We start from the raw sequence: 14,596 nt of genomic DNA, 5'->3' as shown, positions 1-14,596 counted from the left end.
TACGGCCTGTAACGGCGGAGGAACTGCCCGATGTCTCTACCTATTTATCTGATCGGCGCGCGCGGCTGCGGCAAAACTACCGTGGGCGAGGCGCTGTCGCGCGCGCTCGGCTACGCCTTTCGCGATACCGATCACCATCTGCAGCTCAGCACTCAGCGCAGCGTCGCGCAGATTGTGGCGGATGAGGGCTGGGAAGGCTTCCGCGCGCGGGAAACGGAGTCGCTGAAAGCGGTTACCGCGCCAGCTACGGTGATCGCTACCGGTGGCGGCATGGTGCTGGCGGAGCAGAATCGCCGCTTTATGCGTGAGCACGGGCGCGTAATCTGGCTCAGCGCGCCGTCGCATATTCTGGCACAGCGGCTGGAGAGCCAGCCGGAAGCGGCGCAGCGTCCTACGCTGACCGGCCGTCCCATCGCCGAAGAGATGGGCGATATCCTGCGCGAGCGCGCGCATCTCTATCGTGACGCCGCCCACCATGAAGTCAACGCCATGCAGCCGCCAGAGCGCGTGATCGAAGATATTCTCCAGTCGTTGTCGCTGGCGCGCGCCAGCTAGCTTCCCCACTTTTTCTTCAGATTCTTCCCGCTTTCCCGTCTGGGCTGCATAGCCTGGCTATACTGAGTATCAGACGGGAATTGTCTCGTCGTGTGGAATACGATTAGCCAGGAGGGATTGAATATGCCAACCAGACCGCCTTATCCACGCGAAGCTCGCGTTGTCGTCGTTGAGAAGGGACCGCAGGGCAGCACCGTCACATCATGGGAGCTACGCGCCGATCATCCATCGCCCAATACCTTAATTAGCGAACATACGTCGGAAGAGGAAGCGCAGGACGCCAAAGTTCGCTATGAAGATGTGGAAAAAGAGTAGGGCAATCTCTCTGGCAGGGACGCCAGCCTGAATACATTTATTCGTTCATTTCTATTTGCTGTTATTTGCTGTCTGCGCGCAGCAAAACTGTTATCCATTCTGCTATTTCTCGCAACGCCCTTATAAAATCATTTCTCTTTGCCGCCTGCCCGGTTATTTCACTGCGCACGTTCGCTTTTAACAAAAATTGACGCTTGACCCCTGTTCCTCTGCGTTTTAGTTTTAACCATCGATACAGGAACTCGGTTCCATATAGTGAAACTCACAATATGACCACACTCGAAAACGCCGCCGCGGTGCTTAAGCTGTTTCAGCAAAAAGGCGTGACGCAGGGAAACCCCGGGCTGACGTTTACCGATGTCGTCGAGGCGCTGCGCCTGCCGAAAAGCACCGTGTCGCGCCTGCTGGCCACCATGGAAAGCCAGGGCCTGCTGGAGCGCGATGCAGAGAGCCGCTGTTTTCATATTGGCCGCGTCCTGCTGTCGGTCGCCGGACACTATCTCTCTGCGCCGCTGGTAGACAGCGCCGCGCCGGCGATGGCGCGGCTGGCGGATAAAACCGGCAGCATCGGCTATATCTCGCGTCTCGACGGGCGCGATCTGGTGGTGATGCGGATGTTTCATGGACGCCACTTCACCCAGCTGGTGACGCCGCCGGGAAGCCGCATGATCGCCGCCGCCACCTCGACCGGCCGCGTGCTGCTGGCGCAGCTCAGCGAAGAAGAGGTGCGCGAGCGCTACCGCGACGCCTGGCAGCCGCTGCCGCCCAATTCGCCGCAAACGCTGGAGGCGCTCTGTACGCAGCTGGCGGCGATCCGCCGCCAGGGCTGGTCGCTGGCGCGCAACGAAACGCTGCCCGGCATCAGCTCGCTCTCCGTCGCGCTGCATAATAAATATCACGGCGATACGGTGGCGCTTTGCCTCTCTTTTTTGTCGCAGGCGAGTTCGCCCGGCTATCCACCTGCGCTGCTTGATGAATTACGCATAACGGCCAGCGACCTGGCTGAGAAATATGGCCCAACGGCACCCTGAATTTAATTTTATCGGCGCAATACTTTCGCCACACCGGGAAAACGTCAGGCCTTCGGGCCTGTTTATTCAACCTCACGGATGAAATAAAAAAACGGCGTAAGCGAGCCGGATAAAGGCTCGCGAAGCGTCATTATTTCCTTTTTACCGGCATTCCTGACGGGGACAATATGGAGAAGGTTAATCCAGTTAAACAGGCTGGCGTGGCGATAGTATTAATCGCCCTGTCGGTGGCGGGCGCCATTATCGGTGTGCAGCTTATTACCACTATCGGCGTGACGCCGAATACTTCTATTATCGGCGCGCTATTCGCCATGCTGCTGGCGCGCATTCCCTTACAGGCATTTCGCCGTTACCGTTCGATTGAAATCCAGAACCTCGCGCAAACCGCCATCTCCTCCGCCACCTTCGGCGCCGCCAACAGCTTGTTAATGCCGATCGCGGTGCCCTGGGCGCTGGGCGAGCCGCAGCTGGTGCTGCCGATGTTCTGCGGCGTCAGCGCGGCGATGCTGCTGGATGCTTATCTGCTCTACCGTCTGTTCGATACCCGCGTCTTTCCCGCCAGCAACGCCTGGCCGCCGGGCGTGGCCGCCGCAGAGGCGATCAAAGCGGGCGACAGGGGCGGACGACAGGCCTGGCTGCTGGCGGCAGGCATTGTCGGCGGCATCGTCGGCTCGATGCTGAAGATCCCGATGTCCGCTTTCGGCACCGCCTTTATCGGCAATATCTGGGCGCTGGGCATGCTCGGACTGGGCTTTCTGGTGCGCGCCTATGCGCAACCGGTTGCCGGCATCGACATTAACGCGCTCTATCTGCCGCACGGCGTCATGGTCGGCGCGGGGCTGGTGGCGCTGATTCAGGTCGTGATGGTGATCCGCAGCCGCCGCCATGAGGAGCAAAAAGTGAGCCGCGGCGGCAATGAGGTCAGGCGCGCGCTCGGTCTTGGCGGCGTGGGCTATCTGATAATTTCAGCGCTGCTGGCGCTGGCGGGGGGCCTGTGGAGCGAAATGAGCCTGCCGATGCTGCTGCTGTTTGTGATTTACGCCGCGTTCGCCGCCTTCGTGCATGAGCTGATCGTCGGCATCGCCGCGATGCACTCCGGCTGGTTCCCGGCCTTTGCGGTAGCGCTGATTACCCTGATCGTCGGCATCCTGCTCGGCTTTCCGCCGCTGGCGCTCTGCCTGCTGTGCGGCTTTACCGCAGCGACCGGGCCCGCCTTCGCCGACATGGGCTACGATCTTAAAGCGGGCTTTATCCTGCGCGGCCACGGCGCGGATCTGCAGCAGGAGCTGTGGGGCCGCCGCATTCAGCTGATCGCGGCGATGATCGCGTTTCTGGTCTCTATTCCCGTCGTCTGGTACGCGCATAACCTGTTCTTTGCGGAAAACCTGCTGCCGCCGGTGGCGCGCGTCTACGCCAAAACTATCCAGGCGGGTGCGGAGCCCGGCATCGCCGGTAGCCTGCTGATGTGGGCAATTCCCGGTGCCATTATTCAGCTGATCGGCGGGCCGAAACGCCAACTCGGCGTGCTGCTTGCCACCGGCCTGCTGATCAACAACGCGATGGCCGGCTGGGCGGTGGTGGTGGGCATTGCGCTGCGCATCGTTATTATTCGCGTATGGGGCGAACGCGGCCGCTCGCCGATGGAGGTGATGGCAGCGGGCTTTATCGCCGGCGACGCGCTCTATAGCTTCTTTCACTCGCTGTTTGCCAGCGGCAAAAAGTAATTAAGGGATGACATGAGTCTGCACCAGACGTTACAGGTATTTGAGTTATTCGACAGCGCGCTGATCGACGGTCAGCAGGTGGCCGATCTTTTTGCCGCTTTCCCCGGCGTCAGCGCCAGCGTTAAACGCGTCAGCGGGCCGAAAGGGCGCACCGATTTTGTTCGCATCACTATTCCGGGCGCGCAGGGCAAAGCTGGCGGCGGCAGCGCACCGACGCTAGGCATTATCGGCCGCCTGGGTGGCATCGGCGCGCGCCCGACGCGCATCGGCATGGTTTCCGACGCCGATGGCGCCGTCGCGGCGGTGAGCAGCGCGCTGAAGCTGGCCGTTATGCAGACCAAAGGCGACGTGCTGGCGGGCGACGTCATCGTCACCACCCATATCTGTCCCGACGCGCCGACGCGTCCGCACGAGCCGGTCGATTTTATGGATTCACCTGTCGACGACGTCACCATGAACGACAATGAGGTGGTGCAGGAGGTCGACGCTATCCTGTCGATTGATACCACCAAGGGCAACCGCATTATCAACCACAAAGGATTCGCGCTGTCGCCTACGGTAAAGGAGGGCTATATCCTGCGCGTATCGGACGATCTGCTGCGCATTATGGAGATGACCACCGGCCGCCCGGCGGTCACCTTTCCCATTACGACACAGGACATTACCCCTTACGGTAACGGCATCTATCACCTCAACAGCATTTTGCAGCCCTCTACCGCCACCGATGTGCCGGTGGTCGGTGTAGCGATCACCGCCGAGTCGGTGGTGCCGGGCTGCGGCACCGGCGCCAGCCACGAAGTGGATATTGCGGCGGCGGCGAAGTTTGCGGTGGAGGTGGCGAAAGAGTTCGGCCGTGAGACCTGCCATTTCTACGATGCGGACGAATATGCCCGTCTGCTGGCGCTTTATGGCAGCCTGAGCCATCTACGTAAACGAGACTAATATGACGAAATCCCTGGTTACCCTGACCATCGGTCAGTCGCCGCGCAGCGATATCATGCCGCTGCTGACGGCGTTTTTACCCAGTGAGCAGACCGATCATGTCGGCCTGCTGGACGGGCTGAGCGAAGCGGAGATCGCCGCGCGCTTCGCCCCTGACGCCCAGGATGGCGTACTGGTGTCGCGCCTGCAGAACGGCGCGCAGGTGCGGCTGGCGACGGCAAAGGTAGAACAGGGATTGCAGGCGAAAATCACCGCGCTGGAAGCGGAAGGCTACGACACGATTCTGCTGCTCTGCACCGGCGAGTTCGGTGCGCTGACCGCGAAAAGCGCGCTGCTGCTGGAGCCGGACCGCATTATTCCGCCGCTGGTTGCCGCCATCGTGCAGGATCATCAGGTCGGCATCGTGGTGCCGGTCGAGGAGCAGATCCAGCAGCAGGCAAATAAGTGGCGCAACCTGAAGCGTCGCCCCTGTTTCGCCGTCGCCAGCCCCTATATTCCCGGTAATGAGAAGCTTACCGACGCGGCGCTCTCCCTTCAGGAGCAGGGCGCGGACGTGGTGGTGCTGGACTGCGTCGGCTATAACCAGACGCATCGCGACTTTTTGCAGAAGCTGCTTGGCATTCCGGTGCTGCTCTCCAACGTGCTGGTCGCCAAACTGGCTGCTGAACTTATCGTCTGATAACCGGCGCGATCACAAAGCGGGAGGCGGCGCTGCAATTCGCGTGACAGATCAGCGAGTTCCGCTCTACACTGCCAGACACCCTAATGTGCTGTGAGGAAGTAATATGCTCAACGTAAGCGAGTATTTTGACGGAAAAGTGAAATCGATCGGTTTCGACAGTGCCAGCACCGGTCGCGCCAGCGTAGGCGTAATGGCGGAAGGCGAATACACCTTCGGCACGGCGCAGCCGGAAGAGATGACGGTGGTGAGCGGATCGCTGAAGGTGCTGCTGCCGGGCGAAACCGAGTGGCAATGGTTTGAAGCGGGTTCGGTGTTTAACGTGCCGGGCCACAGCGAGTTTCATCTGCAGGTGGGCGAGCCGAGTTCCTATCTCTGCCGCTACCTGAAAGAGTAACCCTCACCGCAAAGCGGCCCGCGACACTTTTTTTCGCGGGCCGCTTTGCTGCCCGGGATTGGTTACCGCGGCTTTAGGTTTGTCAGCCGTCTGTAGGTCAGTTTTTAGCGGGTGATGGCAACCTGCTCCAGTCGCGTATCCTGCCACGGCGCACTGCCCAGCTTCGACGCCAGCGGCGCCAGCACGCGCAGATCCTCCAGCCACGCGTCGCGCGTTTCGACCGTCTTCTGTCCGTCACCCTCACTACGACACGCCACTTGCAGATAGCGGCCGCTGAAAGCGGGGTTGATGCTCTGCGCCTCGCCCCCTGCCAGCACGCTGCACTGCTGTCGCGTGCGGCGCACGTCCGATGTCGACCCGCGCTCCACTAAATCCGTGTCGACGGTGAACGTCTGCCCGGCCACCAGCGGGAAACGCAGGGTGGTTTTTAGCGCTTCCAGTCGACTGGGCTGCGAGGCGATCGACATCGCAAACTTCAGCTGGATCATATTGCCCAGCGTCAGGCGCTGCACCTTCCAGATACCGTAATTTTCCAGCTTGCGCAGGTAGCCCTGCTCGTCAACGTCGATACGCACCGCGACCTTGCCTGAGGGGCTGTTTTCTACCCAGTTCAGCTGGCGAAAACGCGGCAGTGCCCAGGGCGCAATCAGCTGATGAAGCTGCTGGTCCAGCGCCTTGTCCAGCGGCAGCGCCGCCATAACCGAGGCTGGATTATCGCTGAGCGCGGGCAAAATCGTACGCGCGTCGCGGCTGACCGCCTTATGTGTTGCAGAGACAAAGCGACCCAGCGCGCGGAAGCGTTGCAGATCGGCGGTGGCGCAAAGGCGGGTAAAGGTCTGTTTCATGAGCGGCGTCAGCGGGAAAGAGGCTTTACGATCTGCGATATCGCCGCTGTCCAGCGAGTCGGTCACATAGCCTTTATCATCCACATCCATCATCGACACGGGTGCAAACGCCTGTGTCTGACAGTTGAAGCGATAGTTTTCTACCTTGAACGCGTAAGGGGCGTCATAGGGCGGATCGAAATCTCTGGTCGCATAGTCATAGCCAAAACGCACCTGCAATTCGTCGCCGCTGCGCTTCAGGCTGGCGACGTCAACGAGAGCGGTAGACCCAAAGCGGTTGGTCGGCGCGATCTTTTCCCAGACTACCGCTTTCTCCGGCAGGCTACAGATGCGCTTCAGCGTTTCAGGATCCTGATTGGGACCAGGCTGCGGCGGTGTGTAACGGCCAAATTCGCTGCCGTAGAAGCGCGTAGTGGTCATGCCTCTGGCGTCGAGCAGATTGCGATAGAGCGCCTCGGCAGAGAGCGTTTTACAGTCGTAAGCCTGCCAGACCTGCATCGCGCCGCCCGATTTACCAGCCAGCGCCACCATCACATTCAGGCGGTCGTTGATGCGCAACGCATTCAGGCGAGTAAAAGCGGCGTCGCCAAAGCTGGCGGAGGAGAAGAGCATACACCCGACGAGCAGCGCTGCGCGGATAGAGAAACGAGACATAGCGGAAATCCTTTGCCGAAAGAAGTGATTATCGGCAAAGGCGCGTCACTCTTGAACCCTCAGCGTTTTGCTTCGCCGCCCAGCGCTTCCACCAGATTGCTGGTGAGCGCGGCGAGTTCGCTGGTCATCAGAATAAAGTCGGCGTCGAAACGCTGAGCGAAATCTTCACGGTCGATATCGTCGTTCTGCTCGCGCAGCGTGTCGCTGAACTTCAGGCGCTTCACCGAGCCGTCGTCCGCCAGCACGAACTGAATGCGCTCCTGCCAGTCGAGCGCCAGCTTAGTCACCAGCTTGCCCGCTTCGATATGGTTGGCGATCTCGTCGCACACCAGATCCTGTTTTTTACAGCGGATCACGCCGCCATCTTCGAGGATCGCCTTCAGCTCCGCTTCATCCATCAGGGCGAAACCGGCGGGCAGATCGCCGGAGCGCACCCATTCGGTCAGCGTCAGCTCGATCGGGCTTTCCAGCGTCAGCGGCACGACCGGCAGCGAGCCGAGGCTCTTACGCAGCAGCGCCAGCGTATCTTCCGCCTTTTTCGCGCTGGCGCAGTCGACCATGATCAGGTTGTTGACGGTGTCGATCCAGATAAAGGTCTGGCTGAGGCGGCTGAAGGCGCGCGGCAGCAGGCTGTGCAGCACTTCATCTTTCAGCGAATCTTTTTCGGTCTTTTTCAGCTTGCGGCTCTGTTCCGCTTCCAGCTTGCTGATCTTCGCTTCCAGCGCCTGCTTCACCACCGGCGACGGCAGGATCTTCTCCTCTTTACGGGCGCAAATCACGATCTGGCCGTTGTTCACGTGGGTCAGCGCGTCGCTGCGGTTGCCCATGGGTGATACCCAGCCGGTTTTGCTCATATCCTGGCTGCCGCAGGGAGAGAAGGTGTAAGCCTCAAGCTGTTTTTCCATGTCGTCTGCAGAGAGCGGAATGTCCCGATTCAGACGATAAACCATCATATTTTTAAACCACAACATCATAATTCCTTACCGGGTCGCGCGATCTGGCGCACAAGTCGAGAGGTCAGCGCGCATGATAGCGAAACATCGAAACGGTTTCATTGCCTTTCCCCGACGCCGCTCCTAATGTATCTGCTACCCTGACGAATAATGAGGAATAATGCGTGCGTATAGGTATCGATTTGGGCGGCACCAAGGTTGAAGTGATCGCCCTGTCTGACGAGGGAAATGAGCTGTTTCGCCACCGCGTGGATACGCCGCGCGACGACTACGGTGCCACGGTGCAGACGATCGCGCATCTGGTGCGCCTTGCTGAAGCAGAAACCGGGCAGACCGGCAGCGTCGGCGTCGGCATTCCCGGCACGATTTCGCCTTACGCGCACCGCGTGAAAAACGCTAACTCTACCTGGCTTAACGGCCAGCCGCTGGATCGCGATCTGGCGCTGGCGCTGCAGCGCGAGGTGCGCATCGCCAACGACGCCAACTGCCTGGCCGTCTCGGAAGCGGTTGACGGCGCGGGCGCGGGGCAGCCGCTGGTGTTCGCGGTGATCATCGGCACCGGATCGGGGGCGGGCGTGGCAATCAACGGCGAAGCGCGCATCGGCGGCAACGGCAACGCGGGCGAGTGGGGGCACAATCCGCTGCCGTGGATGGATGAAGAGGAGCTGCGCTACCGTGAGGAGGTGCCGTGCTACTGCGGCCAGAAAGGCTGCATCGAGACCTTTGTCTCCGGCACCGGCTTTGCCATCGACTACCGGCGGCTGAGCGGCCAGGCGCTAAAGGGCGCGGAGATCGTCAGGCTGATCGCGCAGCAGGATCCCGTCGCCGAGCAGGCGATGCGGCGCTACGAAACCCGGCTGGCGAAGTCGCTGGCGCAGGTGGTGAACCTGCTCGATCCCGATGCGATCGTGCTCGGTGGCGGCATGAGCAATAACGATCGCCTCTACCAGACGGTGCCAGCGCTGATGAAGCAGTGGGTTTTCGGCGGAGAGTGCGAAACGCCGGTGCTAAAAGCAAAACACGGCGATTCGAGCGGAGTGCGCGGCGCGGCCTGGCTCTGGCCGCTGGAAAAGTAGGGGTTACTGCGGCGCGCCGAAGGGGAATTGCCAGCTCTCCGGCACGCCGACCGGCGGCAGCGGCAGGTTGCGCGCGCTGCTGACCTGTTGCCAGGCGCGCAGGCAGAGCGCCTCGTCCCCTTCGGTGCGCAGCACGCTGTAGCCGCCGTCGGCGCGGCGGTGCGCCGACACCAGACAGTGCTGGCCGGGATAGCGCGGCGCGACGCTGCTGTTGAAGCTGTCGATCAGCTGATGCTGAACGTCGCGCAGATAGCTGCACTGCGCCGCCGAGTAAGCGCGGTCGCAGCTGAGATTGCTTTGCGGTTTGCTGCTGCATCCCGCCAGCAGCGCGCTGGCGAGCAGCAGCGCCATGCCTGTTTTCATTACGCCTCCTGAGGGCGGGGCAGCTCCAGTTTGCTGTAGCCCAGCCCGTTAATCTTGCGCACCCGAATCTGTACCGGAATGCGCTCTTTCATCGCCTCGACGTGGCTGATGACGCCGATGGTTTTGCCGCTGGCGTTGAGCGCGTCCAGCGCGTCCAGCGCGGTGTCGAGCGTTTCGGCGTCCAGCGTACCGAAGCCCTCGTCGAGAAACAAAGACTCTATGCGCGTTTTCACGCTGACTAAATCTGAAAGTGCCAGCGCCAGCGCGAGGCTGACCAGAAAACTTTCGCCGCCCGAAAGGGTGCGGGTGTCGCGCGCGGCGTCCGCCTGCCAGGTATCGATCACGTCCAGCTCAAGCGCGTCGCTGGCGCGGCGCTGCAGCAGATAGCGGCCGTGCAGCCGATCGAGCTGGCGGTTGGCGAGCGCCACCAGGTGATCCAGCGTCAGCCCCTGCGCGAAGCGGCGGAATTTGTCGCCGCTGGCGGAGCCGATAAGATCGTTTAGCTGACTCCAGTGCGCCAGCGCCGCCTCCTCCTCTTCGATCTGCGTCATCAGGCTCTGCTGCTGTTCGCGCAGGCGTGCGTCGCTCTGAAGCTGCTGCTGCGCCTCGCCCTGCTGGCGCGCATTGTCGCGCAGCGCCAGACGCAGATCTTCAAGCTGCGCCTCCAGCGCGGCGGCGTTTTCCGCCGCGCCCTCGGGACGGCTTTGCTGATGCGCCGCCCGACGCTCGGTCAGCTGCTGCCGCTGCGCCTGCAGCGCCTGGCGCTGCTGCTCAAGCTGCTGTAACCGGCCGCGCAGCGCGCGCGCCTCCTCTTCCTCCAGCAGCGCCGCGCGCAGGCTGGCTTCATCGTCAAAGCCGGCGGCGGCCAGCGCGGCGCTGAGCAACGGCTGCGCCTCGCGCAGCCCCTGGCTCACCTTTTCCTGCTGCGTTTCCAGCTCGGCGGCGCGCCCGGCCAGCTGGCTGAGGTGGCTCTGGCTTTTCTGCAGCGCCTCCAGCGCGGCGGCGAGGGCGGCTTCCTGCTGCTGGATCTGCGCCTGCATCTGCCGCCGCGCCGCGGCGACGTCGTTATCAGCGAACAGCGCCTGCCGCGTCGCGCGCTGCTGCGCCAGCGTCGCGTCGCTTTGCGCACGCTGCTGTAGCAGGGCGTCAAGCTGCTGCCGTTCACGCTCAACGCGCTGCTGCAGGCTGCTGCACTGCGCTTCGGCGCGTGCCAGCTGCGGCTGAAGTTGAGCCAGCTGCTGCTCGCTCTCATTCCACTGCTGCCAGCGCAGCAGCTGCTGTTGCAGCCAGCCGTCACGCGACGCCGCGTCGGGCAGGGCGAGGCCAGCGTCCGCCAGCGCCTGATGCAGCGCCTCGCGGCGCTGCCGCCAGTCGCGCTCTTCCTGTTCCAGGCGCTGCGCCAGCGTTGTCGCGCCCTCTTGCAGGTTAGTGAGCGTTTGCTGGGCCAGCTGAAGCTGCTGCTGATGCTGCTGCAGCGCCTGCTGGTGCCGCAGGTGCTCATCTTTCGCCTGCTGGCGCTGGCGCGCGGCGCTCTCCTGCTGACGTATCAGCTGCTGCAGCGCCTGCTCCTCGCTGTTTTGCTGCTGCTGCCAGGCGGCCAGCGCCGCGCTGTCGTCCGCATCAAATGTGAGCACCAGCTTACGCTGTAGATCTCGCCACTGCTGGGTTAGCTCATCCAGCCGTTGGGTATCTGCCGCCAGTTCCTCCCGGAGCCTCTGCTGTTCACTCTTCGCCTGCTTAACCGCCTCGCCTTTTTGGATGCCCTGTTCGCGCAGCGCCTCGACCTGCCTCTCCTGTTCGGCCAGCCGTCGCTGATTCTCGCTCAGTTCCAGCGCGGCGTAGCGCTCGACCGCCGGATGCTGGCACGATCCGCACAGCGGGCAGGGCTGCTCAGGTTCCAGGCGCGCGCGCCAGGCCGCCAGATCGGCGATGTGCTGCTCCAGCTCGCAAATCTTTTTGATATCGGCCAGCGACGCCTTTTCGCGCGCGAAGGCGGCGCGCAGCGTCTGCAGCGTGTCGTCATCCTGCTGTAGCCTCTTTTCCAGCGCGGCAAGGCGCTGCTGACGCGCGGCGAGATGCTGCTGCAGCGGCGTCCACTGCGAGGCGAGCACCACCAGCTGCTGGCGCAGCGGACGGCGGCTCTCGAACTGCGCCAGGCTGGCCTGCAGCGCCTGCGGCGGATGGCGCTGCTCCAGATCGGCCAGCGCCTGTTGCGCGCTTTCCAGGGCGCTCGCCGCCTGCTGTTCGGCCTGGCTCAGCGGCGTTGCCTGCTGCGCCAGACGGGCGAGCGCCGCCTGCTGCTGCGTCAACTTTTGCTGCTGGAGACGCTGCTGCTCGCGCAGCGCCTCCAGCGCAGTTTCCTGCTGCGTCAGCTGGGCGAAGCGCTCCTGCCACAGCGCCAGCGAAGGACCCCACTGCGGCAGCGTGCCCTGATCCGCGCGCCACTGCTGCTGTTTCGCCAGCGCGGCCTGCAGGCTGTCGCGCTCTGCCGTTTCCTGCTGCAGCGCGCGCGCGCTTTGCGTCAGCGCCTGCTGCTGCTGGTCGCTTTCCTGCCGCTGCTGCTGCGCCTGCGTCACCAGGGCGGCGATCTGCTGGTCGAGCGGAATGACCTGCTCCGTCAGCAGCGTCTCCTGCGCCTGCTGCTCGCGTAGCGCGGCGTCGCGCGCCGCCTGCGCCGCCTCGCGGCGCTGCCGGTCGCTCTGCATTTGCTGCTCGGCGGCCTGGCGCTGCTGTGTAAGCTGCTGCTGCGTCTGCTGCAGACGCTGCTGCTCATGCAGCAGGCTATCGCGCTGCGCTAATTTATCGCGCATCTTCTCCGCCGGCTCGCTGCGCGCCAGCCGCTGGCGATCCGCCTCCGCATCGCGCCACGCCTGTTCCGCCGCCTCCAGCGCGGCCTGTGCGGCCTGAATATCGCTGTCGAGCTGCTGCGCCTGGGTCAGCCACTGATGCTGCCTGCGCAGGCTGTCGTTTTGCTGAGTAAGCGCCTGCTCCGCTTCCGTTAGCGCAGCCAGCTGCTGCTGCAGCGCAGCGCGCGCGTCGGCGTCGAGCAGGGTCAGGGTGCCGGCGCGGCTGCGCAGGTTGTCCAGCGCCAGGCGCGCCGCCTTGTGGCGTTCGTAGATGGCGACGGAGATCTGGCCGTAAATCTCGGTGCCGGTCAGCTCCTCCAGCAGTTCGGCGCGCTCGCCGGGCTTCGCGTTAAGAAAGGCGGCGAACTGACCCTGCGACAGCATCATCGAGCGGGTAAAGCGATCGAAGTCGAGGCCCGACAGCGACTCGATCAGTTTTAATTTGTCGTTGACCTTGTCCGCGAAGATTTTGTCATCGATACAGCGCGCCAGCTCGACGCGCGGCGCCTGCAGCTTGCCGTCGGCCGCGCCGCGCGCGCGGTTCTGGCTCCAGAAGGCGCGCCAGGCTTCGCCTTTGATCTCAAACTCCACTTCAGCAAGGCATTCGGCGGTGTCGCGCGTCATCAGACCGTTTTGCGTCTGCGACAGCACGCCGAGGCGCGGCGTCTGGTGATAGAGCGCCAGACAGATGGCGTCGAGCAGGGTGGTTTTGCCTGCCCCGGTCGCGCCGGTAATGGCGAACAGACCGTTGCTGGCAAAGGGCTCGGCGCGAAAGTCGATAAACCATTCGCCTTTCAGCGCGTTCAGGTTTTTAAAGCGCAGCGTGAGGATTTTCATTCGCTCTCCTCCAGCGAGGCGAGGGTGGAGCGGAACAGGGCGCTGAGGTGCGCATGCCCCGATTCGTCGATATCCTCCGCCAGCGCCATGCGGCGGGCGAAGACCTCCTCCACTTTTAGCTCGCTCAGGGTTTCGTTTTTCAGCTGCGCCAGGCTCTGCTGGCGCTGTTCGCGGCTGCGGCGCAGCAGCAGGACTTCGACCGGCAGATCGGCGGTCAGCGCCTCGACGCGGCGCTGCAGGTCGCTGAGGAATTCCTGGGTCGTCACCTCGATATCGAGCCATACCGGCTTGTTGCCCTGATGGTCGGCAAAGGGCGCCAGCTGCGCCTCGATCTCTGTCAGCGAGCCTTTCAGCATTTTCATCGGCTGGAAAGAGGGGACAGGCAGCGGCGTCACGCGCTGCAAACCGGCGCTATTCACCTCGAGCAGAAAGACGCTTTTCTCGCTGCCGAGCTCGTCGAAGCTGAGCGGGATCGGCGAGCCGCTGTAGCGAATATGATCGCTGTTGGCGACGCGCTGGGCGCGATGGATATGGCCGAGCGCCACGTAGTCGACGTCGGGAAAAGCCGACGCGGGAAAGGCGTCGAGCGTGCCGATATAGATATCGCGCACCGAATCGCTTTTGCTGACGCCGACGGTGGTGAGATGGCCAGTGGCGATGACCGGCAGCGCCAGCGGATGCGCGCGCGCCGCGTCGACGCTGCGCTGGTAGTGCGCGGCGATCGCCTCCAGCAGGCTGAGCTGCTTTTCGCGCCCCGACTGGCCCGCGCGGCTGCGCATAATATCGCGCGGTCGCAGATAGGGAATGGCGCAGAGCAGCGCGCCTGGTTCGCCGGCGCGGTCGCGCAGCAGCAGCAGATTGTGATCCGCCTGCGGCGTGGTGATCACCTGGGTATTCAGGCAGGCGAGCAGGGCGCGCGATTCGTTGAGGGTGGCGACCGAATCGTGATTGCCCGCCAGCACCACCAGCTGGCAGCCGGTTGGCTGCAGCGCCACCACGAAACGGTTAAAGAGTTCGCGCGCGTAGCTTGGCGGCGTGCCGCTGTCGAAAAGGTCGCCCGCGACGATCAGCGCATCGACCTGATGCTCCTCAATGCGCGCCAGCAGCCAGTCGAGAAAGGCCTGGTGCTCGGCCGCCCGGCTCTTGTTATAGAAAAACTGACCGAGGTGCCAGTCCGCGGTATGAATGATGCGCATAAAACTCCCTGCGGTAACGGTTTGCCGGAGGATTATACCGGCTATGGCGCAAAAGCAAAAAAAGCGGCGCCAGCGGTTATAAAGCAGTGTTAACGCGCTGATTAAGCGGCTATGTTTTTCATAAAAGTGTCATAAATCTGACGCATAATGGCGCCGCATATAACGGTGACAGCAGTCACATCA

At 62.9% G+C, this 14,596-nt stretch carries 13 protein-coding genes; 8 read left to right on the top strand and 5 right to left on the bottom strand.

Features of this window, described 5'->3' with window-relative positions:
• Positions 1 to 30 precede the first annotated feature (30 nt).
• From aroL to ppnP, 7 genes are all read left to right on the top strand, one after another.
• Positions 31 to 555, top strand: coding sequence for a shikimate kinase AroL (gene aroL / locus ACR6A7_RS06675; RefSeq protein WP_434124060.1), 525 nt, complete (start codon positions 31 to 33; stop codon positions 553 to 555).
• A 123-nt stretch (positions 556 to 678) separates the two neighbouring features.
• Positions 679 to 870, top strand: a complete 192-nt coding sequence (locus ACR6A7_RS06670) for a YaiA family protein (RefSeq protein ID WP_434124059.1) — start codon at positions 679 to 681, stop codon at positions 868 to 870.
• A 269-nt stretch (positions 871 to 1,139) separates the two neighbouring features.
• Positions 1,140 to 1,901, top strand: a complete 762-nt coding sequence (locus tag ACR6A7_RS06665; RefSeq protein WP_434124058.1) for an IclR family transcriptional regulator — start codon at positions 1,140 to 1,142, stop codon at positions 1,899 to 1,901.
• Between the two features lie 167 nt (positions 1,902 to 2,068).
• The gene (locus ACR6A7_RS06660) at positions 2,069 to 3,625 is read left to right on the top strand and encodes an OPT/YSL family transporter (protein ID WP_434124057.1); all 1,557 of its coding nucleotides are present in this window, start codon (positions 2,069 to 2,071) and stop codon (positions 3,623 to 3,625) included.
• Positions 3,626 to 3,637: 12 nt separating this feature from the next.
• A complete protein-coding gene (locus ACR6A7_RS06655; protein WP_434124055.1) occupies positions 3,638 to 4,567 on the top strand; it encodes a DUF1177 domain-containing protein in 930 nt (309 codons plus the stop codon).
• 1 nt (position 4,568) lies between these two features.
• Entirely contained in the window at positions 4,569 to 5,246 is a 678-nt protein-coding gene (locus ACR6A7_RS06650) for an AroM family protein (protein WP_434124054.1), read from the top strand.
• Between the two features lie 106 nt (positions 5,247 to 5,352).
• Positions 5,353 to 5,643, top strand: coding sequence for a pyrimidine/purine nucleoside phosphorylase (gene ppnP / locus ACR6A7_RS06645; RefSeq protein WP_033752757.1), 291 nt, complete (start codon positions 5,353 to 5,355; stop codon positions 5,641 to 5,643).
• A gap of 104 nt (positions 5,644 to 5,747) precedes the next feature.
• Here ppnP and ACR6A7_RS06640 read toward each other — a convergent pair whose 3' ends face one another.
• Together ACR6A7_RS06640 and rdgC are read right to left on the bottom strand one after the other, a co-directional pair.
• The gene (locus ACR6A7_RS06640) at positions 5,748 to 7,142 is read right to left on the bottom strand and encodes a hypothetical protein (RefSeq protein ID WP_434124053.1); all 1,395 of its coding nucleotides are present in this window, start codon (positions 7,140 to 7,142) and stop codon (positions 5,748 to 5,750) included.
• 59 nt (positions 7,143 to 7,201) lie between these two features.
• Positions 7,202 to 8,113 carry a recombination-associated protein RdgC gene (gene rdgC / locus ACR6A7_RS06635; RefSeq protein ID WP_033788768.1) on the bottom strand — a complete coding sequence of 304 codons (912 nt, stop codon included), beginning with the start codon at positions 8,111 to 8,113 and terminating at the stop codon, positions 7,202 to 7,204.
• 146 nt (positions 8,114 to 8,259) lie between these two features.
• On the opposite strand from rdgC, the gene mak reads away from it, so the two are divergent.
• On the top strand, positions 8,260 to 9,171 hold the full coding sequence (gene mak, locus ACR6A7_RS06630) for a fructokinase (RefSeq protein WP_434124051.1): 912 nt from the start codon (positions 8,260 to 8,262) through the stop codon (positions 9,169 to 9,171).
• A 3-nt stretch (positions 9,172 to 9,174) separates the two neighbouring features.
• On the opposite strand, the gene ACR6A7_RS06625 is transcribed toward mak, so the two are convergent.
• From ACR6A7_RS06625 to sbcD, 3 genes are read right to left on the bottom strand one after another with little or no spacing between them, the layout of a single operon-like run.
• Positions 9,175 to 9,534: a cell envelope biogenesis protein TolA gene (locus tag ACR6A7_RS06625; RefSeq protein ID WP_434124050.1), complete on the bottom strand. Its 360-nt coding sequence runs from the start codon at positions 9,532 to 9,534 to the stop codon at positions 9,175 to 9,177.
• Positions 9,534 to 13,217, bottom strand: a complete 3,684-nt coding sequence (locus tag ACR6A7_RS06620) for an SbcC/MukB-like Walker B domain-containing protein (RefSeq protein WP_434124049.1) — start codon at positions 13,215 to 13,217, stop codon at positions 9,534 to 9,536. The genes ACR6A7_RS06625 and ACR6A7_RS06620 overlap by 1 nt, the downstream gene beginning before the upstream one ends.
• Entirely contained in the window at positions 13,214 to 14,413 is a 1,200-nt protein-coding gene (gene sbcD / locus ACR6A7_RS06615) for an exonuclease subunit SbcD (RefSeq protein WP_434124048.1), read from the bottom strand. The genes ACR6A7_RS06620 and sbcD overlap by 4 nt, the downstream gene beginning before the upstream one ends.
• Positions 14,414 to 14,596: the final 183 nt, after the last annotated feature.

The sequence above is a fragment of the Pantoea phyllosphaerae genome, assembly GCF_051025595.1.
In the GTDB taxonomy this organism is placed as follows: domain Bacteria; phylum Pseudomonadota; class Gammaproteobacteria; order Enterobacterales; family Enterobacteriaceae; genus Pantoea.
This window is presented reverse-complemented; position numbering and strand designations above follow the sequence as displayed.

Coding starts and splice junctions, on each gene's coding strand:
- ACR6A7_RS06640 (WP_434124053.1), bottom strand. CDS start 7,142: ATGTCTCGTTTCTCTATCCGCGCAGCGCTGCTCGTCGGGTGTATGCTC.
- ACR6A7_RS06655 (WP_434124055.1), top strand. CDS start 3,638: ATGAGTCTGCACCAGACGTTACAGGTATTTGAGTTATTCGACAGCGCG.
- ACR6A7_RS06650 (WP_434124054.1), top strand. CDS start 4,569: ATGACGAAATCCCTGGTTACCCTGACCATCGGTCAGTCGCCGCGCAGC.
- ACR6A7_RS06665 (WP_434124058.1), top strand. CDS start 1,140: ATGACCACACTCGAAAACGCCGCCGCGGTGCTTAAGCTGTTTCAGCAA.
- ACR6A7_RS06670 (WP_434124059.1), top strand. CDS start 679: ATGCCAACCAGACCGCCTTATCCACGCGAAGCTCGCGTTGTCGTCGTT.
- ACR6A7_RS06620 (WP_434124049.1), bottom strand. CDS start 13,217: ATGAAAATCCTCACGCTGCGCTTTAAAAACCTGAACGCGCTGAAAGGC.
- rdgC (WP_033788768.1), bottom strand. CDS start 8,113: ATGTTGTGGTTTAAAAATATGATGGTTTATCGTCTGAATCGGGACATT.
- ACR6A7_RS06625 (WP_434124050.1), bottom strand. CDS start 9,534: ATGAAAACAGGCATGGCGCTGCTGCTCGCCAGCGCGCTGCTGGCGGGA.
- sbcD (WP_434124048.1), bottom strand. CDS start 14,413: ATGCGCATCATTCATACCGCGGACTGGCACCTCGGTCAGTTTTTCTAT.
- ACR6A7_RS06660 (WP_434124057.1), top strand. CDS start 2,069: ATGGAGAAGGTTAATCCAGTTAAACAGGCTGGCGTGGCGATAGTATTA.
- aroL (WP_434124060.1), top strand. CDS start 31: ATGTCTCTACCTATTTATCTGATCGGCGCGCGCGGCTGCGGCAAAACT.
- ppnP (WP_033752757.1), top strand. CDS start 5,353: ATGCTCAACGTAAGCGAGTATTTTGACGGAAAAGTGAAATCGATCGGT.